General features: G+C 70.5%; 17 protein-coding genes, 1 pseudogene and 1 riboswitch. Of the genes and pseudogenes, 13 read left to right on the top strand and 5 right to left on the bottom strand.

The window, feature by feature from the left end; genetic code table 11:
* Positions 1-310 precede the first annotated feature (310 nt).
* From VV867_RS21215 to VV867_RS21195, 5 genes are all read left to right on the top strand, one after another.
* Positions 311-1,426, top strand: a complete 1,116-nt coding sequence (locus VV867_RS21215; protein WP_275628604.1) for an ABC transporter ATP-binding protein — start codon at positions 311-313, stop codon at positions 1,424-1,426.
* 71 nt (positions 1,427-1,497) lie between these two features.
* Positions 1,498-2,640, top strand: a complete 1,143-nt coding sequence (locus tag VV867_RS21210; protein ID WP_328567483.1) for an ABC transporter substrate-binding protein — start codon at positions 1,498-1,500, stop codon at positions 2,638-2,640.
* Positions 2,641-2,754: 114 nt separating this feature from the next.
* Entirely contained in the window at positions 2,755-3,663 is a 909-nt protein-coding gene (locus VV867_RS21205; RefSeq protein ID WP_328567482.1) for an ABC transporter permease, read from the top strand.
* A gap of 1 nt (position 3,664) precedes the next feature.
* Complete coding sequence (locus VV867_RS21200; RefSeq protein WP_275628607.1) at positions 3,665-4,483, top strand: ABC transporter permease; 819 nt, start codon at positions 3,665-3,667, stop codon at positions 4,481-4,483.
* A 24-nt stretch (positions 4,484-4,507) separates the two neighbouring features.
* The gene (locus tag VV867_RS21195; protein ID WP_328567481.1) at positions 4,508-5,977 is read left to right on the top strand and encodes an aldehyde dehydrogenase family protein; all 1,470 of its coding nucleotides are present in this window, start codon (positions 4,508-4,510) and stop codon (positions 5,975-5,977) included.
* 538 nt (positions 5,978-6,515) lie between these two features.
* Here the strand turns inward: VV867_RS21195 and VV867_RS21190 are convergent.
* The 4 genes and pseudogenes from VV867_RS21190 to VV867_RS21175 all read right to left on the bottom strand — a co-directional run bounded on the left by VV867_RS21190 (position 6,516) and on the right by VV867_RS21175 (position 10,260).
* Entirely contained in the window at positions 6,516-6,887 is a 372-nt protein-coding gene (locus VV867_RS21190; protein ID WP_328567480.1) for a VOC family protein, read from the bottom strand.
* Between the two features lie 80 nt (positions 6,888-6,967).
* Positions 6,968-7,573, bottom strand: coding sequence for a GNAT family N-acetyltransferase (locus tag VV867_RS21185; protein WP_089389817.1), 606 nt, complete (start codon positions 7,571-7,573; stop codon positions 6,968-6,970).
* 38 nt (positions 7,574-7,611) lie between these two features.
* Positions 7,612-8,787, bottom strand: coding sequence for a TIGR03862 family flavoprotein (locus VV867_RS21180; RefSeq protein WP_442965046.1), 1,176 nt, complete (start codon positions 8,785-8,787; stop codon positions 7,612-7,614).
* 553 nt (positions 8,788-9,340) lie between these two features.
* Positions 9,341-10,260 (bottom strand): annotated as a pseudogene (locus VV867_RS21175) (histone deacetylase family protein).
* Between the two features lie 183 nt (positions 10,261-10,443).
* Between VV867_RS21175 and VV867_RS21170 the strand changes: the two are divergent.
* From VV867_RS21170 to VV867_RS21160, 3 genes are read left to right on the top strand one after another with little or no spacing between them, the layout of a single operon-like run.
* Positions 10,444-12,060 carry a SagB/ThcOx family dehydrogenase gene (locus VV867_RS21170; RefSeq protein WP_328567478.1) on the top strand — a complete coding sequence of 539 codons (1,617 nt, stop codon included), beginning with the start codon at positions 10,444-10,446 and terminating at the stop codon, positions 12,058-12,060.
* Positions 12,057-12,926 carry an acyl-CoA thioesterase II gene (gene tesB / locus VV867_RS21165; protein ID WP_109936399.1) on the top strand — a complete coding sequence of 290 codons (870 nt, stop codon included), beginning with the start codon at positions 12,057-12,059 and terminating at the stop codon, positions 12,924-12,926. The genes VV867_RS21170 and tesB overlap by 4 nt, the downstream gene beginning before the upstream one ends.
* Positions 12,923-13,522 (top strand): HAD family hydrolase, encoded by a 600-nt coding sequence (locus VV867_RS21160; RefSeq protein ID WP_328567477.1) that lies wholly within the window; start codon positions 12,923-12,925, stop codon positions 13,520-13,522. The genes tesB and VV867_RS21160 overlap by 4 nt, the downstream gene beginning before the upstream one ends.
* 778 nt (positions 13,523-14,300) lie before the next feature.
* Here the strand turns inward: VV867_RS21160 and VV867_RS21155 are convergent.
* Complete coding sequence (locus VV867_RS21155; RefSeq protein WP_328567476.1) at positions 14,301-16,166, bottom strand: TonB-dependent receptor domain-containing protein; 1,866 nt, start codon at positions 16,164-16,166, stop codon at positions 14,301-14,303.
* Between the two features lie 87 nt (positions 16,167-16,253).
* Positions 16,254-16,452, bottom strand: a riboswitch (cobalamin riboswitch).
* 310 nt (positions 16,453-16,762) lie between these two features.
* Between VV867_RS21155 and eutS the strand changes: the two genes are divergently transcribed.
* The 5 genes from eutS to VV867_RS21130 are packed head-to-tail and all read left to right on the top strand — an operon-like array spanning position 16,763 to position 20,108.
* Complete coding sequence (gene eutS, locus VV867_RS21150; protein ID WP_275628615.1) at positions 16,763-17,098, top strand: ethanolamine utilization microcompartment protein EutS; 336 nt, start codon at positions 16,763-16,765, stop codon at positions 17,096-17,098.
* A gap of 2 nt (positions 17,099-17,100) precedes the next feature.
* Positions 17,101-17,568, top strand: coding sequence for a EutP/PduV family microcompartment system protein (locus VV867_RS21145; protein ID WP_089389808.1), 468 nt, complete (start codon positions 17,101-17,103; stop codon positions 17,566-17,568).
* Positions 17,565-18,260 carry an ethanolamine utilization acetate kinase EutQ gene (eutQ, locus tag VV867_RS21140; RefSeq protein ID WP_109936396.1) on the top strand — a complete coding sequence of 232 codons (696 nt, stop codon included), beginning with the start codon at positions 17,565-17,567 and terminating at the stop codon, positions 18,258-18,260. Before VV867_RS21145 ends, eutQ begins: the two co-directional genes overlap by 4 nt.
* 7 nt (positions 18,261-18,267) lie before the next feature.
* The gene (gene eutT / locus VV867_RS21135) at positions 18,268-19,110 is read left to right on the top strand and encodes an ethanolamine utilization cob(I)yrinic acid a,c-diamide adenosyltransferase EutT (protein ID WP_328567475.1); all 843 of its coding nucleotides are present in this window, start codon (positions 18,268-18,270) and stop codon (positions 19,108-19,110) included.
* On the top strand, positions 19,107-20,108 hold the full coding sequence (locus tag VV867_RS21130; RefSeq protein ID WP_109936394.1) for a phosphate acetyltransferase: 1,002 nt from the start codon (positions 19,107-19,109) through the stop codon (positions 20,106-20,108). Before eutT ends, VV867_RS21130 begins: the two co-directional genes overlap by 4 nt.
* Positions 20,109-20,126: the final 18 nt, after the last annotated feature.

Raw genomic sequence — 20,126 nt, 5'->3', positions numbered from 1 at the left:
CCCTGGGCATCTTCCCCGGCCACCTGGAATACCTTCTTCGCCAAATCCACGGCGACTGTCGTGCAAGCCGACACATCGACTGCAGACATGGGCTTCTTCGTCGTCGTATGCTTTTTCATGGCCTCACCCTCACTGTCGGCGGCTTCTTAGAATGCCACCGTGGCGCTTCGACGCCTCGGTGAGGGTGAGTCCATCCAATTACAGGTAGGCCGTGCGCGCGGCATCTATCCCCCGAGGGATATATACACCCCGAAAGCCCCATTGCTAGCGTGACCGGCAACAAGAACAGCCACCGAAGGGGCGTGCGGCGATGGATTCCAGCCAGGCTTTCGACATCGAGTTCCGCAACGTGGTCAAGCGCTACGGCAGCGTGCAGGCGGTCAACGGCCTGAACTTCAGGGTGCGCCGCGGGGCCTTCCATTCCTTCCTCGGCAGCTCCGGCTGCGGCAAGACCACCACCCTGCGGATGATCGCCGGCTTCGAGCAGCCCAGCGAAGGCGAGGTGCTGCTGGCCGGCCAGGCGGTGGCCGGGGTGCCCGCGCACCGGCGCCCGGTGAACATGGTGTTCCAGCACTACGCGCTGTTCCCGCACCTGAGCGTGGCCGAGAACATCGCCTACGGCCTGCGCTACCGCACCCCGCGCCCGGACCGCGCCGCGCAGCGCCGGATGGCCGACGAGGCGCTGGAGATGGTGCGCCTGTCCGGCTTCGGCGCGCGCAAGCCCCACGAGCTGTCCGGCGGCCAGCAGCAGCGCGTGGCCCTGGCCCGCGCGCTGGTCAACAAGCCCACCGTGCTGCTGCTCGACGAACCCCTGGCGGCGCTGGACCGCAAGCTGCGCAAGGAGATGCAGTCGGAGCTGCTGCGCCTGCAGCGCGAGGTCGGCATCACCTTCGTGCTGGTCACCCACGACCAGGAAGAGGCGCTGTCGATGAGCGACAGCATCAGCATCATGAAGGACGGCCTGATCATCCAGACCGCCAGTCCCGAGGCCCTCTACGAAACGCCGGCGAGCCGCTACGTGGCCGACTTCATCGGCGAATCCAACCTGTTCAGCGGCACCGTGCGCCGCGTCGACGGCGGCCGCGTGGTGCTCGCCACCGCCGCCGGCCTGGAGCTGAGCAGCCCGCAGACGCCCACCGGCCCGGCCCTGGCGCCGCAGAGCGAAGGCTGCATCGCGGTGCGCCCGGAGCTGGTCGGCATCGCCGCCGCCGGCGCCGAGCTGGCCCGCGAGGTGCGCCTGGGCGGCAGCGTGGAAGACCGCATCTACCTGGGCAACCTCACCGAATACCGGGTGCGCACCGAAGCCTTCGGCATCGTCTGCGTGCGCGTGCTGCGGCAGGGCGCCGAGGCCGGCGCGGCCTTCGAGCACGGCGCGCGGGTACAGGTCGGCTGGAACCAGGCCAGCGGCCTGGCCATGGGCCTCTGAGCAATGCGGCTGCGCCCGGCGCGGCCCTGGACGATCCAACCATAACCACAGCAGACAGGCGGGGAGTGACGATGGACAAGAAGAGTTTCATCAAGACGATGCGCAGTTGGGAGAAGGGCTCCATCACCCGCCGCGAGTTCCTCGGCCGCACCGGCCTGGGCCTGGCGGCGGCGGTGGTGGCGGCGAACACCCCGGGCCTGCTGCTGGGCAAGGCCTATGCCGGGCAGAGCGGCAACCTGGGCGACCGCGTGACCCTGGCCACCTGGCCGAACTACCACAGCCCGGAGAACTTCGAGGCCTTCGCCAAGGCCTCCGGCGCGCGGGTGCAGATGAACGTGTTCGGCTCCAACGAGGAGATGCTCGCCAAGCTGCAGGCCGGCGGCAGCGGCTGGGACGTCTTCGTGCCGACCAACTACACCATCAGCACCTACGTGAAGCTGGGGCTGATCGAGCCGCTGGACCTCTCGCGCATCCCCAACTTCGAGCCCGCGGCCTTCGAGGAACGCTTCATGGCCCAGGGCACGGTGGACGGCAAGGTCTACGCGGTGCCGAAGAACTGGGGCACCACCGGCATCGTCTACGACGCCAGCCGGGTCAAGGGCAGCCCGGACTCCTGGAAACAGTTCTGGGACCTGACCCTGACCAGCGCCTCGGGCCGCACCATCGTCCACGACTACCAGCTCACCGCCATCGGCAACGCCCTGAAGTACTACGGCTACAGCTTCAACTCGGTGGACGAGAAGGAACTGGCCGACGCCGAGAAACTGCTGATCAAGGCCAAGCCGCACCTGTTCGCCATCAACTCCGACATCCAGCCCTCGCTGCGCAACGGCGACGCCTGGATGGCCATGGCCTGGACCGGCGACGCCTCGCAGCTGCACCGCGACAACCCGGACATGACCTTCGTGCTGGGCAAGGAGGGCGGCGAGATCTGGAGCGACTTCTTCGCCATCCCCAAGGGCGCCGAGCACCGCGACGCCGCCTACGCCTTCATCAACTACCTGCTCGACCCGCAGCACAACAAGCTGGAGGTCCTGGCCCACGGCTACCCCAGCGGCGACAAGCGGGTGGACGCGCTGCTGCCCAAGGAGATGCTCGACGACCCGATCATGTACCCGGCGGCCGAGCGCCTGTCGCCCCTGGAGTTCGGCGCTGCGGCGACCCTCACCAGCCCGGCGCGGGCCGAGCTGATGGCGCGCTTCAAGGCCGCCTGAGGACGGCCCTTCGTAGGCGCGAGCCCGCTCGCGAACAGAGCCGTGCCGAAGCGGTTCGCGAGCAAGCTCGCTCCTACGGGGGCTCCGTGCAATTCCATGCGTAGGGAATCGAACATGAACATCGCTGTCAGCGCCCCCCTGCAGGCCGCTGCGACGCCCGTGGCCGCACCGGCGAGAAGCCTCGGCCGCCGCGTCACGCTGCTCCTGCTGCTGCCTTCCACCCTGTGGTTCCTGCTGTTGCTGCTGATGCCGCTGGTGATCATCCTGGTCTTCAGCTTCGGCGAGCGCAGCGCCGTGGGCGGCTACGGCGGCGGGCTGACGCTGGAGAACTACCTCAACCTCGGCTCGCGCGCCCAGGCCTTCTGGAACACCCTGACCCTGGCGCCGCTGGGCACCCTGGCCTGCCTGCTGGCGGCCTACCCGCTGGCCTACTTCCTGGCGGTGAAGGTGCGGCGCAACAAGTCGCTGCTGCTGACCCTGGTGATAGTGCCGTTCTGGACCAGCTTCCTGATCCGCACCTACGCCTGGATCTTTATCCTCAGCGGCAAGGGCATCCCGGCGCTGCTGGAGAGCCTGGGGATCGCCGACGTGCGCCTGATCAACACGCCCTGGGCGGTGCTGATCGGCATCGTCTACGGCTACCTGCCGCTGATGGTATTCCCCATCTATGTGACCCTGGAGAAGCTCGACAAGCGCCTGCTGGAAGCCTCCGGCGACCTCGGCGCGAGCGCCTTCGAGACCTTCCGCCGGGTGACCCTGCCGCTGTCGGCGCCGGGCGTCATCACCGGGGTGATGCTGGTGTTCATCCTGCTCATGGGCGAGTTCCTGATCCCGGCGATCCTCGGCGGCGGCAAGGTGTTCTTCGTCGGCAACGCCCTGGTCGACCTGTTCCTGCAATCGCGCAACTGGCCGTTCGGCAGCGCCGTGGCCATGACCCTGGTGGCGATGATGCTGGCGATCATCGGCCTGTACCTGAAACTCGCGGCGCGCTACGGCGGCCCGCGCAACGACGGGGTGCTCTGAGATGTGGCTGCGCAGCTATTCGACTTCGCTGTACCTGTTCCTCTACGCGCCCATCGCGCTGATCATGCTCTTCGCCTTCAACGCCGGGCGCAGCGGGCTGAGCTTCCAGTGCTGCTCGGTGCAGTGGTTCGGCCGCGCCTTCGGCAACCCCTTCATCATGGAGGCCCTGGGCAACAGCGCGCTGATCGCCCTGTGCTCGGCGCTGATCGCCACCTTCTTCGGCACCCTGGCGGTGTTCGGCCTGCAGCGGGTGGGCAAGCGCGTGCGCCTGCTGTTCGATGCGCTGACCTACTGCGCGATCATCGTGCCGGGGATCGTCATCGGCATCGCCACGCTGATCGCCTTCATCACCCTGTTCGACGTGCTCAACCCGCTGCTGCTGGCGCTGGACATGGGCCTGCCGAAGCTGCGCATGGGCTTCCCCACGGTGGTGGCGGCGCACTCGCTGTTCACCATGGCACTGGTGATGGTGATCGTCCGCACCCGCGTCGAGGCCATGGACAAGGCGCTGCTGGAAGCCTCCGCCGACCTCTACGCGCCGCCGCTGGAGACCTTCCGCCGGGTGACCCTGCCGCAGATCGCCCCGGCCATCCTCGCCGGCTTCCTGCTGGCGTTCACCTTCAGTTTCGACGACTTCATCATCGCCTTCTTCGTCGCCGGCTCCGAGACCACGCTGCCGATCTACATCTTCTCCTCGATCCGCCGCGGCATCACCCCGGAGATCAACGCCATATCCACCGTGATCATCTGCGCCTCGCTGGCGCTGCTGTTCACTTCCCGCTACCTGCAGAACCGCCGCGCCGGCGTTCAGGCCGCCTGATGGCCGCAGACAAGGAGACGTGCGATGCGTGACCAGCTGTACATCAATGGGCAATGGGTCAGCCCGGACCTGGGCGGGACCTTCACCAGCTTCGACCCGGCGACCGGGCGGCCGCTGCGCGAGGTGCCGGCGGCCACCGAGGAAGACGTCGACCACGCCGTGCGCGCGGCGCGCCAGGCCTTCAACCGTGGCTGGGGACAGAGCCGCGGCGGCGAGCGCGCCGAGTGGCTGGAGGCGCTGGCCGACGAGCTGGAACGCAACCAGGCCGGGCTGGCCGAACTGGAGGTGCGCGACAACGGCAAGCCGCTGCCCGAGGCGCAGTGGGACGTGGCCGACGCCATCGGCTGCTTCCGCTACTACGCGGAGCTGGCACGCGAGCTGGACGGCCGCCAGGACCAGGCGCTGGCCCTGCCCGACGAGCGCTTCCGCTGCCGCATCCGCCACGAGCCGGTGGGCGTGGCCGGGCAGATCATTCCCTGGAACTACCCGCTGCTGATGGCCGCCTGGAAGGTCGCCCCGGCCCTGGCGGCCGGCGCCACCTGCGTGCTCAAGCCCTCCGAGCTGACGCCGCTGAGCGCCCTGGAACTGGCCGCCGCGGCCGACGCCATCGGCCTGCCGGCCGGCGTGCTGAACGTGCTGCCGGGCCTGGGCGGCGAGGCCGGCGGCCCGCTCGCCCAGCACCCGGGGGTGGACAAGCTGGCCTTCACCGGCAGCGTGCCGACCGGGGCGAAGATCATGTCGGCGGCGGCCCGGGACATCAAGAACATCAGCCTGGAGCTGGGCGGCAAGTCGGCCTTCATCGTCTTCGACGACAGCGACGTGGAAGCGGCGGTGGAGTGGATCCTCTTCGGCATCTTCTGGAACCAGGGCCAGGTGTGCAGCGCCACCTCGCGCCTGCTGGTGCAGGAAGGCATCGCCCCGCGGCTGCTGGAACGCCTGGTGGAAGCCACCCGCGCCATCACCATCGGCAACGGCCTGCAGCCGGGCGTGCTGCTCGGCCCGCTGGTGAGCCAGGGGCAGTACGACAAGGTGCTGGGCTTCATCGAACAGGGCAAGGCCTGCGGCGCCCGCCTGCTCACCGGCGGCCGGCGCCCGGCGGGGTTGCCCGAGGGCTGGTTCGTCGAGCCGGCCATCTTCGACGAGCCGGCGGAGAACGCCATCATCTGGCGCGAGGAAATCTTCGGCCCGGTGCTCTGCGTGAAGCGCTTCAGGACCGAGGCCGAGGCCCTGCGCCTGGCCAACGACAGCCGCTTCGGCCTGGCCGGCGCTGTGATGTCCGGCGACCCGCAGCGCGCCGCAAGGGTGGCCGACGGGTTGCGCGCGGGGATCGTCTGGGTCAACTGCTCGCAACCGACCTTCACCCAGGCCCCCTGGGGCGGCATGAAGCAGAGCGGTATCGGCCGGGAGCTTGGGATGTGGGGGCTGGAGAACTACCTGGAGGTGAAGCAGGTGACGGAGTATGTGTCCGACCAGCCTTGGGGGTGGTACCTGTAGGGGCGGGCTTGCTCGCGAACGGAGCTTCCCGGCGATTCCGCTGCCTTGGCCTGGCCCCGCTCCCTCTCCCTAACCCTCGGCTGCGCGCCCCGCCCTGAAGGGAGAGGGGACCGTTGGGCATGCTCGGGTATTTCGGCGTCAGCCGGCTAGCACAGAGACTACCGGCTGAAACCAAGCCTCCTCTCGGCACGGACAAGCCCCCTCTCCCTTCAGGGAGAGGGCTGGGGAGAGGGCGCTCTTGAGGATACACACCGAACCTACCCGGCAGAACGCCGTTCGCGAGCAAGCTCGCTCCTACAAAAAGTCACGCCCCGCTCAATAAGGGAGGGGGGATCGTTCGGTGTATTTGGATGTTCCAGCGTCAGCCGGCTAGCACAGAGACTACCGGCTGAAACCAAGCCTCCTCTCGGCACGGACAAGCCCCCTCTCCCTTCAGGGAGAGGGCTGGGGAGAGGGCGCTCTTGAGGATACACACCGAACCACCCGGCAGAATGCCGTTCGCGAGCAAGCTCGCTCCTGCGAAAAGCCGCGACCCCGCTCAATCAAGATTGTGGCCGATACGCCACAACACCCCGCTCGGATCATGCAGGGTGAAATCCCGCATCCGCCAAGGCTGATCCGCAGGCCCCCCCAGCCGCACCCCGTAGCGCCCGGCGATATCGATCTCGCGCAGGCGCTGCCACCAGGCGTCGGCGTCCTCCACCAGCAGGTGCAGCATCAGGTTCTCGGCGAACTCCCTGACGTAGAAGTTCTGCAGCAGGAAGGCGCAGCGGTCGCCGTGGTGGAAGTAGCTCAGCTCCTCGGAACCCCAGGGGTTGGCGAAGCCGAGGTCGCGGTAGAAGGCCTGGGACCGGGCGTAGTCGCGGGCCGGGACGAAGACTTTCAGTTCGACGCTGTTCAGGTTGCTCATGGCGCTTCCTTGTCGTGGCACTGGCCGGCACGGTGGCGTTGCCGCCTCTGCGGGCGGCTGGCGCGCAGTCTAGCGCAGGCTCAGAGGGCGCGCTGCATGTAGCGGTGGCTGGCCACGCCGGGCAGGTCGGAGGTGCGCTCGGCCTGCACCACGAAGCCCAGGCGCTCGTACAGCGCCTGGGCCCGCGGGTTGGCCACCGACACGTCGAGGGCGGCCATGGGCAGGCCGGCCTGGCGGCCGCGTTCGAGGAAGTGGGCGATCAGCTGGCTGCCCAGGCCTTCGCCGCGCAGTTCCGGCGCCACGCCGAGGTGGGCGAGGTACAGCGTCCGCTTCGGCGGCGGGCAGATGATGCGCTCCAGTTGCAGGCCATGGTGGATCACCGGCAGCGCGCCCGGGCCGAAGAAGCCGAGGATCTGCCGGCTGGCGGCGAGCAGGTAGCCGAGGTTGGCCTCGCCGCCGAACAGGGTCCCCACCGCCACCACCCGCCCATCCAGTTCGCCCACCGTGTGCTGGCGCCAGCCGAACTGGCCGCCGCCCTGGACGAAGGCGTGGCGCAGGAAGTCCTGGGCACTGTTGCGGCCGGGGCGGGCGAAGGCGTAGTCGAAGGCGTCGGGGCCGGAACTGTAGATCAGCGGGACGGCGGCATCGACGTCCCCGGCGCGGGCCGGACGGAAGCTCAGGGGCATGGCGCGGACTCTGCCGGAAGGGAGTCCGCAATCTAGCACTAGGGTTCCAGTTTCAGCCAGCGCAATGCGCCCAGGCCGGCGGCGCGGCCGCTGGCGAAGCAGGCGGTGAGCAGGTAGCCGCCGGTGGGGGCCTCCCAGTCGAGCATCTCGCCGGCGCAGAACACCCCGGGCAGGGCGTCCAGCATCAGTTGCTTATCCACAGCCTCGAAGGTGACGCCGCCGGCGCTGCTGATGGCTTCGTCCAGCGGGCGAGCGCGCACCACGGGCAGCGGCAGCGCCTTGATCAGCGCGGCCAGGCGTTGCGGCTCGGCATAGTCCGCGGCTGTGGACAACTCGCGCAGCAGGCCGGCGCGCACGCCGTCCAGGCCCAGGCGGCCGCGCAGGTGGTTGGCCATGGACTTGGAGCCGCGCGGCTGGGCCAGGGCCTTGGCCACCTGCTCGGCGCTGCGGCCCGGCAGCAGGTCCAGGTACAGGGTGGCCGAGCCGTCGTGGGCGATGCGCTCGCGGATGGCGGCGGACAGCGCATAGACTAGGCTGCCCTCGATGCCGCCGGCGGTGACCACGAACTCGCCCTGGCGCGGCGCCTCGCCGTCCAGGCCCAGGGCCACCGGCTTGACCGGCGCGCCGGCGAACTTGTCGCGGAAGAACTCGCTCCAGGCCTCGACCTCGAAGCCGCAGTTGGAGGGACGCAGGGGCGCGACTTCCACGCCCCGCGCCTGCAGCAGCGGCACCCAGGCACCGTCGGAGCCCAGGCGTTGCCAACTGCCGCCGCCCAGGGCGAGGACGGTGGCGTCGGCCCGCAGCGCCTCGCGGCCGGCGGGGCCGTCGATGAGCAGGCGGCCCTGGTCGTCCCAGCCCTGCCAGCGGCTGCGGGTGTGGATAACTACGCCTTTTTCGCGCAGGCGCTTGAGCCAGGCGCGCAGCAGGGGCGCGGCCTTCATGTCGGTGGGGAAGACGCGGCCGGAGGTGCCGACGAAGGTGGTTATCCCCAGGCCGTGGATCCATTCGCGCAGGGCCTGGCCGTCGAAATCGGCGAGCAGCGCGCCGACTTCCCCGCGGCGCGGGCCGTAGCGGCCTACGAAGGCCTCGCGGGCCTCGGAGTGGGTGATGTTCATGCCGCCGACGCCGGCCAGCAGGAACTTGCGCCCCACCGAGGGCATGGCGTCGTACAGCGCCACGCGCACGCCGGCGCCGGCCAGCACTTCGGCCGCCATCAGGCCGGCGGGGCCGCCGCCGATGACGATGGCGCTGGGGGAGGGCGAGGAACGGTGCTCGGTCATGGGCTGGGCGGGGTCGGTGGCAAGGGCGCGCATTCTAGCCTAGCCGCTGCGGCGGGCGGCTGGTCAATTTGCCGGCAGCCGCGGCGAAGCCTTTGCTCACGGGCGGCCGGCGCGCTTGTTCCCAGGATATCCACAGGCGGCTCCACAGCATCCGTGGACAAGCCGATGCCTCGGGCTCTTGTAGGAGCGAGCTTGCTCGCGAACCCCCATTCCCTCCGCGGCGCCCTTCGCGAGCAAGCTCGCTCCTACGAAGAGCGCCCTGGTCATATTTTGTTCATTGGGCTGGAGGGCCTGAGGGGCGTGGCCTGCAGCGAAGGCCCCGCAGCTTATCCACAGTGGCTTCCACAGTATCCGTGGACAAGGCTCCGCTGCGTGCAAGCTTGCCTGGTCATCTTTCACCCAGCCGGCTGTGCCCCAGGCCGGGCGGGGGCCAGGGCGGACGCCCCCAAGCTTTTCCACAGGTTGTTCCACAGCCTGCGTGGACAACTCAGCTCAGGCCGAGGCGCTGCCAGACCCGCTGCGCGCTGTGGTGGAGGATGCCGTGGCGCCGCGCCAGGGCCGCGCGGTCCTTGTCGTAGCCGCCGCCGATCACCCCCAGCACCGGGATGTCGCGGGCCAGGCAGCGTTCGATCACCCGCTCGTCGCGGGCGGCCAGGCCGGCGTCGGTGAGGTTCAGGTAGCCCAGGGCGTCGTCCCTGTGCACGTCCACCCCGGCGTCGTAGAGCACCAGGTCCGGCTGGTACAGCGGCAGCAGGTAGTCCAGCGCCTCGTCCACCACCCGCAGGTAGTCGGCGTCGCCCATGTGCAGCGGCAGGGGATGTCCCAGTCGCTGCGCGCCTTGCGCGCGGGGAAGTTCTTCTCGCAGTGCAGCGACACCGTGACGGCGTCGGGGACGTTTTCCAGGATGCGCGCGGTGCCGTCGCCCTGGTGCACGTCGCAGTCGAAGATCAGCACCCGCCCGGCGCGGCCGCTCTCCAGCAGGTAGAGGGCGATCACCGCCAGGTCGTTGAAGATGCAGAAGCCCGAGGCGTGGTCGTGGTGCGCGTGGTGGGTGCCGCCGGCCAGGTGGCAGGCCAGGCCGTGCTTGAGCGCCTGGTCCGCGCCCAGCAGCGAGCCGCCCACCGCGCGCACCGTGCGCCGGGCCAGGGCCTCGCTCCAGGGCAGGCCGAGGCGGCGCAGTTCCTCGCGGCTCATGTCGCCGCTGCAATAGCGCTCGATGTAGCCGCGGTCGTGGGCCAGGGCGAGGATGTCCGCCGGGCAGGGCTCGGGGCGCAGCAGCGCCGCGTCGCAGGTCAGGCCGCTGGCCACCAGATGCTCCTTGAGCAGGCGGAACTTCTCCATCGGGAAGCGGTGGCCGGCGGGGAAGGGCGGGCTGTAGTCGTCGTGGTAGACCAGGGGCAACGGCATGGGACGGGGCTCGGGCTGTTCAGCGGCAAGGGTAAGCCGGCCCCGCGGCCGGGCGCCAGGGCCGCGCATGGGGCACAATAGGCCCCTGACGAGCATCCCGAGGCGAACCATGCACCTGCCCAGCCTGAGCACCCCGCGCCTGCTGCTGCGCATCAGCCGCCAGCAATGGCTGGAGGCGCAGACATGAACGCCGCCGAGGCCGTGCGTGCCTACCACGCCCTGAGCTGCCACGCCCCGGAGCGCTTCGCCCCGGGGCCCGGCCAGCTGGACTGGGCGACCCAGCCGGCGCCCTTCCGCCGCTATGCCGGGGCGCGCTCGATCGAATTGCTGCACCGCCCGCAGGAAGAATCGCCGGGCTACGACGGCGTGTTCGCCGGCCCCCTCGGCGAGCCGGCGCCGCTGGGCCTGGAAAGCGTCTCGCAACTGCTCTACGACAGCCTGGCCCTCTCCGCCTGGAAGCAAGCCGGCGGCAGCCGCTGGGCGCTGCGGGTCAACCCCTCCAGCGGCAACCTGCACCCCACCGAGGCCTACCTGCTGCTGCCGGCCGGGGCTGTGGACAAGTCCGCCGTGCTGGCCCACTACACGGCCGACGAACACCTGCTGGAGGTGCGCGCCGAACTGCCGCCCGCCCTGGCCGGGCAACTCCCCGGCGACGGCCTGCTGCTGGCGCTGGCCAGCATCCCCTGGCGCGAGGCCTGGAAGTACGGCGAGCGCGCCTACCGCTACTGCCAGCACGACTTCGGCCACGCCCTGGCGGCCCTGGCCATCGCCGCGGCCATCCAGGGCTGGGAAGTGCGGCTGCTGCGCGCGCTGGACGAACGCAGCCTGGACGCGCCCTTCGGCCTGGACCGGGAAGGCTTCCACGAGCGCGAGGCGGTGGATGCGTTGCTGTGGATAGGTCCGCCGCAGGACCGCGAACCCCGCGTGCCCGATGCGCTGCTGCGGGGCCTGGCGGCGCTGGAGCTGCAGGGCGCGCCCAACCGCCTCTCGCGCAGCTACCGCCACTGGCCGGAACTGGAGCGCGTCCACGCGCTGTGCCGTGCGCCGGCGCTGGCCCCCGCCGACTGGCGCCTGCCGCGCGCCGAGGCGACCCTGGACAACCCCGGCCTGCCGCTGCGCCCGATCCTCCACCGCCGGCGCAGCGCGCAGAGCCTGGACGGCCGCAGCGGCATCCACGCCGAGCTGCTGCTGGCCTGGCTGCGCCGCCTGCTGCCGGAGCACTCGCCGGTGCCCTTCGCCTGCACGGGCGAGCCGCCGCGCCTGGACCTGCTGCTGTTCGTCCACCGCGTCCAGGGCCTGGCGCCGGGGCTCTACTGGCTGGGCCGCGGCGGCCGCGCGCCGGGCGGCCTGCGCGCGGACTTCCAGTGGCGCCGGGCGGACGCCGGGCTGCCGCTGTACCTGTTGCTGGAAGGCGACGCCCGCCAGCTCTCGGCCTTCCTTTCCTGCGGCCAGGACATCGCCAGCGACGGCTGCGTGGCCTTCGCCATGCTCGCCGACCTGGACGCGGCGCTGGCCGAGGGCCCCTGGACCTACCCGCGGCTGTACTGGGAGGCCGGGCAGATCGGCCAGTTGCTCTACCTGGAGGCCGAGGCCGCGGGGCTCTCGGGCACCGGCATCGGCTGCTATTTCGACGAGGCGCTGCGGGAATTGCTCGGCGAGGGACCGGACCGCCCGGTCAGCCTCTATCATTTCACCATCGGCCGCGCGGTATGGGACACTCGTCTGAGCAGTTCGCCCGCCTACCCCCAGCCGCGCCGCCCGCATCCCATTCGCAGTACCGATTCCGAGGAAACGTCATGACCCAGATACTGGACAACCTGGTGGCTTTGCTGAGCCTGGAACCCATCGAGGAAAACCTGTTCCGGGGCATCAGCCAGGACCTCGGCTTCCGCCAGCTGTACGGCGGCCAGGTGCTCGGCCAGGCGCTGTCGGCGGCCAGCCAGACGGTGGAGCCGGCGCGCCACGTGCACTCCATGCACGGCTACTTCCTGCGCCCGGGCGACGCCAGCATGCCGGTGGTCTACCAGGTCGACCGGGTGCGCGACGGCGGCACCTTCAGCACCCGCCGCGTCACCGCCATCCAGAAGGGCCAGCCGATCTTCGCCCTGAGCACCTCCTTCCAGTACGACGAGGAGGGCTTCCAGCACCAGATCCCGATGCCCGACGTGGTCGGCCCGGAGAACCTGCCCACGGACCTGGAGCTCAAGCAGCGCAGCATCGCCCAGTTCCCCGAGCGCATCCGCGACAAGCTGCTGTACCCCAAGCCCATCGAGATCCGCCCGGTCACCCAGAACGACCCCTACGACCCGCAGGTCGGCGAGCCGATCAAGTACCTCTGGCTGCGCGCCGACGGCAAGCTGCCGGACGTGCCGGCGCTGCACAAGTACATCCTCGCCTACGCCTCGGACTTCGGCTTCCTCACCACCTCGCTGCTGCCCCACGGCCGCTCGGTGTGGCAGAAGGACATGCAGGTGGCCACCATCGACCATTCCGTGTGGTTCCACCGCGACCTGCGCGCGGACGAGTGGCTGCTGTACGCCATCGACAGCCCCTGGGCCGGCAACGGCCGCGGCTTCGTGCGCGGCAGCATCTTCAACCGCGACGGCCAACTGGTGGCCTCGGCGACCCAGGAAGGCCTGATCCGCCGCCGCGAGGACTGGACATGAGGCCGGGCCTGATCCGCCACTGGGTGTTCGACATGGACGGCACCCTGACCCTGGCGGTGCACGACTTCCCGGCGATCAAGCGGGCCCTGGGCATCCCCCAGGAAGACGACATCCTCAGCCACCTGGCGGCGCTGCCGGAAGCCGAGGCGGCGGCCAAGCACGCCTGGCTGCTGGCGCACGAGCGCGAACTGGCCCTGGCCTCCACCGCCGCCCCCGGCGCGGTGGACCTGGTGCGCGCGCTGCACGAGGCCGGCTACCGCCTCGGCATCCTCACCCGTAACGCCCACGAGCTGGCGCTGGTGACCCTGCAGGCCATCGGCCTGGGCGACTGCTTCGCCACCGGCGACATCCTCGGCCGCGGCGAAGCCCGGCCCAAGCCCAATCCCGACGGCCTGCTGCACCTGGCCGAGCGCTGGGGCGTGCAGCCGAAAGACATGCTGATGGTCGGCGACTACCGCTTCGACCTGGAATGCGGCCGCGCGGCGGGCAGCTACACGGCGCTGGTCAACCTGGCGGAGAACCCCTGGCCGGAGCTGAGCGACTGGCACGCCGTGGATTGCGCGGCGCTGGGGCGGCTGGCGGGGGTGTTGGCGTAGGGCGAATAACGCTCCGCGTTATCCGCCGTTTAACGGCGACCCCCGGCGGCGCCAAGGTTGGCCTGGGCGTGGTCCGCCCTGCCGGCGGAATCGCGGACAAGGTCCGCTCCTACAAGGAAATGCCGTGCCTCATGGCGAACATAGGGCGAATAACGCTCCGCGTTATCCGCCGTTCAGCGGCGATCCCCGGCGGTGCCAAGGTTGGCCTGGGCGCCGTCCGCCCTGCCGGCGGAATCGCGGGCAGGGCCCGCTCCTACAGGGAAATGCTGTGCCTCATGGCGAACGTAGGGCGAATAACGCTCCGCGTTATCCGCCGTTTAACGGCGACCCCCGGTGGCGCCAAGGTCGGCCTGGGCGCCGTCCGCCCTGCCGGCGGAATCGCGGGCAGGGCCCGCTCCTACAGGGAAATGCCGTGCCTCATGGCGAACGTAGGGCGAATAACGCTCCGCGTTATCCGCCGTTTAGCGGTGATTCCCGGCGGCGCCAAGGTTGGCCTGGGCGCCGTCCGCCTTGCCGGCGGAATCGCGGGCAGGGCCCGCTCCTACAGGGAAATGCTGTGCCTCATGGCGAACGTAGGGCGAATAACGCTCCGCGTTATCCGCCGTTTAATGGCGATCCCCGGCGGCGCCAAGGTTGGCCTGGGCGCCGTCCGCCTTGTCGGCGGAATCGCGGATGAATCCGCTCCTACGGGTGAGAATGCCATGCCTCACGGCAACCTGTAGGAGCGGGCCCTGCCCGCGAAATCGCGCGCAGGGCGCGCTCCTGCATGGGCCGATACCTACAACTCCGGCGTCCAGGTCAACGCCAGCAGCGCGGTGCGCCCGGCTTCCTTGTAGTGGAAGGTCTCGCTGGGGAAGCCCATGGGGTCGGTCGGGCGCTGGTAGCTGGCGCGGGCGTAGTCCTGGTCCAGCAGGTTCTGCAGCTTCAGGTCCCAGCGCAGCGTTTCGCTGAACTGCCAGCTGCCGCGCACGTCGAGCACGCCATAGCCGCCCAGGCGGTCCTGGTTGGCCGCGTCGGCGTAGCTGTTGCTCAGCGCGCGCCAGGTGCCGCCGACGCCGAAGGCGCCGAACTGGCGGTCCAGGTCCAGGCTCAGGGTGCGCCGGGCGCGGCGCGGCAGGGTGTGGCCGGTGTCGCGGTCGCGCGGGTCGATGATGCTCAGGCCGAGGTTGGCCTGCCAGCCGAGGACCTCGCGGGCCAGGCTGGCCTCGAAGCCGTCGATGCGCGCCTTGGCGATGTTCTGCGGCTGGTTGCTGGCGCTGTCCCAGGCGATCAGGTCGTCCACTTCCGTGCGGTACAGCGCGGCCTCCAGGTGGGTGCCGGCGAAGTCGCCGCGCCATTGCAGCTCGTAGGTCTTCGAGGTCTCGGCCGCAAGGTCCGGGTTGCTGGCGCCGGGGTAGTAGAGGTCGCTGAAGGTCGGCGCGCGGAAGCCCTCGCCGTAGCTGGCGATCCAGCTCTGGCTGGCGCCCACCGGCAGGGTGAAGGCGGCGTTCCAGCTGTTCTGCGAACCGTAGCGCTCATTGTCGTCGTGGCGCAGGCCCAGCTCGGTGGAGAAGGCCTCGCCCTTGAAACTGTGCTGGGCGAAGAAGGCGTGGTTGGTGCGGCTGTCCTCGGCGAAGGCGGTGCTGCCGTCGACCCGGTCCTCGTACCAGTCCGCGCCCAGGGCCAGCTGGTTGCGCGCATCCAACTGCAGGCGGTTGAACCAGCTGGCGGAATGCCGGGTGGTTTCCAGGGTGCCGTTGTTCCACACCTCGGCGGCGCCCACGGCCTTGTTGCGGTCGAAGCTGCGGCCCAGTTCCAGGCGGCTGTTCCACATCGAGGTCAGCTGGCCTTCGAGGTAGCCGCTGTAGCTGCTGACGCGGAATTCGTCGTGGGGCTCGGCGGGGGCGTAGCTGTAGGCGTCGTCGTATTCGCTGTCGCCGCGCTGGTCGTTGAGGCTGAAGCCGGCCTTCCAGTCCTCGTTCAGGCGGTGGTCCAGGTTCAGGTGCACGGCCTTGTTGCGCTGGCCGTCGTGGTCGCTGTCGGCGCCGACGTTGTCGCGGGTGTAGTCGTAGCCGCGGCTCTCGTCGAGGCTGGCGCCCAGGTCGAAGCGGGTGCGTTCGTCGCCGCCGGCGAGCGAGGCGCTGCGCTGGAAGGTGCCGTTGCTGCCGGCGGCCAGGCGCACCTGCGGGTGCAGGCCGGCTTCGCCGCGGCGGGTGAAGATCTGGATCACCCCGCCGATGGCGTCGGCGCCGTACAGCGCCGAGCGCGGGCCGCGGGTCACTTCCACGCGCTCGATGTTGTCGACGTTCAGGTAGTCCAGGCGGGCGATGCCGCTGCTCGCCGAGGCGATGCGCTGGCCGTCCACCAGCACCAGGGTCTGGCCGGGGTTGGTGCCGCGCAGGAAGTAGCTGGTCAGGCCGCCGGCGTTGCTCAGCTGCACGCCGGGCACCCGCTGCAGCAGCTCGGGGACGCTGCGTGCCTGCAGGCGCTCGATGTCGTCGCGGGTGAAGACGGTGTTGGCCGAGGTGGCCTGGCCGCGGGGTTCTGCCTGGCGCGCCGAGGTGATGACCATCGACGGCAGCTGGTAGGCCTGTTCGGCATCGTCGGTGGCGAAGGCCGCCGCGGGCAGCACGGCGGCGGCCAGGGCGAGACGGGAAAGTTTCATCGCTGGGGTTCCTCAAAAGTGGACTTTCGAGGAGGGCTGGGCAAGGGCGGGAGGGGCCGCGCTTGACGGTGCGGCCCTCCGCAACACCTGTCGTGCGTGTCGAGGGCGGTCTCCGGGCTGCCGACTCGCACGCTCCCGGCCTTCCCATGCGTGGCGCACAGTGGCGGATTGGAGCGCGGCAGGCGCGGGCCTGCGGTCGGTTACCGTTGCGGGGGCAGCGCAGGTCTTTCACCTGCTTCCCGTTACCTCGAACGAAAACGTGCGCACCTTACGAACAACGCCCCGGCCGGGCAAGTCGGGCTGATGCGGAACCTGTCTGTCAGATGCCCCTTTCCCCTACTCCCGCCACCGCCATGGCGGCGCCCCGCCTGTGCCCGGACGCCTCCTGCCGGCTGCGACAAAGTCACTCAGCACGGCGTCGGCCGCGGGTCGCAGGCCTCGGCGGGAAACCGTCGATGCGGCGTCCTGCGGGCGTTCCAACGGTTTCGCGTAGGAGTTTTCCGGTCTTGCGGGGCGGCGGAAAACTTTGCCGGATTTTGATAGGGCCACCGTCCGGGCACTTGTTAGCTTCCTAAGCAGTTAGAGGAGCAGAGCACGTGTCCAAAGAGCGCATCATCCAGGAATTCGTCCCGGGCAAGCAGGTGACCCTGGCGCACCTGATCGCGCACCCCCAGGAGGAGCTGGCGAGCAAGATCGGCGTGCCCGGGGCCGAGGCCATCGGCATCATGACCCTGACCCCGGGCGAGACCGCGATGATCGCCGGCGACTTCGCCACCAAGGCGGCGAACGTGAACATCGGCTTCCTCGACCGTTTCAGCGGCGCCCTGGTGCTGCACGGCAGCGTCGGCGCGGTGGAGGAGGCGCTGGCGCAGACCTGCGCCGCCCTCGGCCGGCTGCTCGACTACAGCGTCTGCCCGGTGACCAGGAGCTGATGATGAGCGCGCAGCGGTATGCCCTGGTCGGCGGCGTCGGCGCCGGCAAGACCACCCTGTTCAACGCCCTGTGCGGCAACCCCGCGGCGGCGCGCAAGACCCAGGCGCTGGAATACGACCCCAGCGGCGCGCTGGATACCCCCGGCGAGTTCGTCAGCCACCCGCGCCTGTACCGCGCGCTGATCACCAGCACCGACGACGTCGACACCCTGGTCTACGTGCACCCCGCCGATTCGCTGGAATGCCGGCTGCCGCCCGGGCTGCTCGACATCCACGCCGGCAAGCGGCTGATCGGGGTGATCAGCAAGTGCGACCTGCCCGGCGTCGACCTGCCCGCCATCGAGCGCCTGCTGCGCAGCCACGGCATCGACGGCGAGATCGTCCGCACCGCCAGCGACGACCCCGCCAGCATCGAGCGCCTGCGCGCGCTGCTGAACGCACGGAATCCGATCGAGGACCTGTTGAGATGAAGAAGCTGATTACCGCCAACGACATCCGTGAAGCCATCGCCGCCGGGCAGAGTTCCCTGGCCGTGGAACTGCCGCGCTGCATCGTCACGCCGGAGGCGCGCACGGTGGCCGAGCAGGTGGGCCTGGCGCTGGTCGAGCGGGTGGCCGGCAGCCCGGAGGCACAGGAAGCGCAAGCGGCCGCGGCCGGGCCCAGCGAGGACGAGCTGGCGCGGATCCGTGCCGAGGTGCTGGCGCGGCTGCCCGCCGAGGTGGACGCGCAACTGGTCGACCAACTGGTGCGCAAGGCCGCGCAGCAGGGCGGCGCCAGCGTGGCCCGGGCGGCCTTCGAGGCGCGCACCGGCGCCGGCGGGATCAAGCTGGTGAAGGGCGACAGCGTGCGCTTCGGCCGCCTCGACGGAGTGCCGGGCGACTGCCAGATCGGCATCACCGACGTGGTCGGCGCCGACGACGGCAGCAGCATGGGCGCCGGCTTCATGCAGTGGGAGAACGCCTTCTTCCCCTGGACGCTGAACTACGACGAGGTGGACCTGGTGCTGGAGGGCGAGCTGCACATCCGCCAGAACGGCGAGACCCTGGTGGGCCAGCCCGGCGACCTGCTGTTCATCCCCAAGGGCAGCGCCATCGAGTTCGGCACCCCCAGCCGGGTGCGCTTCCTCTACGTGGCCTGGCCGGCCAACTGGCAGGAACAGTGAGGCGGCCATGAGCACTTTCATCACCGAAAGCTGGCTGCGCGAGCGCCACGGCCTGAGCGAAGGCACCGAGCTGCGGCTGCCCGCCGACGCGCGGTTGACCCCCGCCGCCCGCGCGCTGATCGACGAGCGCCACCTGTCGCTGAAGTTCCATGACGAACAGGGCCGCCTGTACCGGGCGACCGAAGAGCCGGACGCGGACGGCGCGCCGTGCCTGCAGGCGGTGCACGGGCTGACCGGCAGCGCCCGGCGCGTCGCCGCGGCCTGCCAGCTGTGCGGCGAGACGCCGGCGCGCAAGCCCGCCGGCATGACCCACCTGAACGCCCACGAGCTGGTGGCCAAGAACGACCCGCGCCTGCAGTTCCGCGCCCAGCTGGACGCGGCCATCGCCCTGGCGGTGTGGTTGCAGGTGGAACTGGCGGAACCGGCCGGGCTGGCCGCCTGGCTGGCCGACATCCGTTCGCTGCTCGGCCAATTGATGCGCGCCGACGTGCTCGGCGAGGAACTGGCCGGGTTCGCCGTCGGCGGTCTCGACGAGACCGTGCTGCACCGCCTGTCCCACGCGCCGCTGAAATACCTGGGCCACGACCACCTGGTGCCCGAGTGCTGCCACGGCCGCGCGCCGGCGCTGCTCAACCTGCTGCGGGCCAAGGTCCGCGAGGTGGAAATCTGCGCCGCCCAGGTGTTCATGGAGGCCGGCTTCAGGCTGCGTCGCCCGGACCTGCTGCATGCCCTCAACCGGCTTTCCAGCGCGCTCTACGTGGCCATGCTGCTGAGCCTGCTGCACCTGCGCGGGCAACCCTGGCCGAGCGCCGCCGAGCTGGACCGGCGCGTGCAGGGGGAAGCGCCATGAAGCTGTTCGACGAATGCCGCCGGGTAGCCCGGCAGAACCCGCCGCGGGTGGTCTTCCCCGACGCCCTGGACCGCCGCGCCATCGAGGCGGCGCAGTACCTCAAGCGCGAGGGCCTGGCCGAGCCGCTGCTGCTGGGCAACCCCTTCGCCCTGCGCGGCTACTGCCTGGAGCGGCACATCCGCCTGGGCGATCTCGGGCTGATCGACCCGTCGCGCTCGCCCTGGCTGCACGGCTTCGCCCAGGACCTGGCGCAACGGCAGAACAAGCTCAGCCCCGAGCAGGCCCTGGAGCAGCTGCACGACCCACTGTGGTTCGGCGCGGCGCTGCTGGCGGCCGGCCAGGTGGACCTGTGCATCGCCGGCAACCTCAGCGCCACCGCCGACGTGTTGCGCGCCGGCCTGCGGGTGGTGGGCCTGGCGCCGGGCAACCGCACGCTGTCCTCGGTGTTCGTCATGCTGCCCGCGGACGGCGGCGCGCCCCTGGCCTTCGCCGATTGCGGCGTGGTGCCGCGGCCGACGGTGGAGCAACTGGCGGACATCGCCATCGCCTCGGCCGCCAACTTCGAGCGGCTGACCGGCGAGCCGGCGCGGGTGGCGATGCTGTCGTTCTCAAGCCACGGCAGCGCCAGGCATGCCGACGCCGAGGCGGTGCGCCAGGCCTGCGAGCTGGTGCGCGAGCGCCAGCCAAGCCTGTGCGTCGACGGCGAGCTCCAGTTCGATGCCGCCTTCGTGCCCGCGGTGGCCGCGCTCAAGGTGCCCGGCAGCCCGCTGGGCGGGGCGGCCAACGTGTTCGTGTTCCCCAGCCTCGAGGCCGGGAACATCGGCTACAAGATCGCCCAGCGGCTCGGCGGCATGAACGCCATCGGCCCGTTGCTGCAGGGCATGAACGCGCCGCTGCACGACCTGTCGCGCGGCTGCACGAGCGAGGAAATGATCCAGACGGTGCTGCTGGCCAACAAGATGGCCGGCGGCGCCGAGGCTGTCGGGCGAGTCGCCTGAGCCGGACGGCGGCCCCCG

The sequence above is a fragment of the Pseudomonas sp. JH-2 genome (genome assembly GCF_036231725.1).
GTDB lineage: Bacteria > Pseudomonadota > Gammaproteobacteria > Pseudomonadales > Pseudomonadaceae > Pseudomonas > Pseudomonas delhiensis.
The sequence above is the reverse complement of the archived record's forward strand: the minus strand, read 5'-3'. Positions and strand labels throughout refer to the sequence as shown.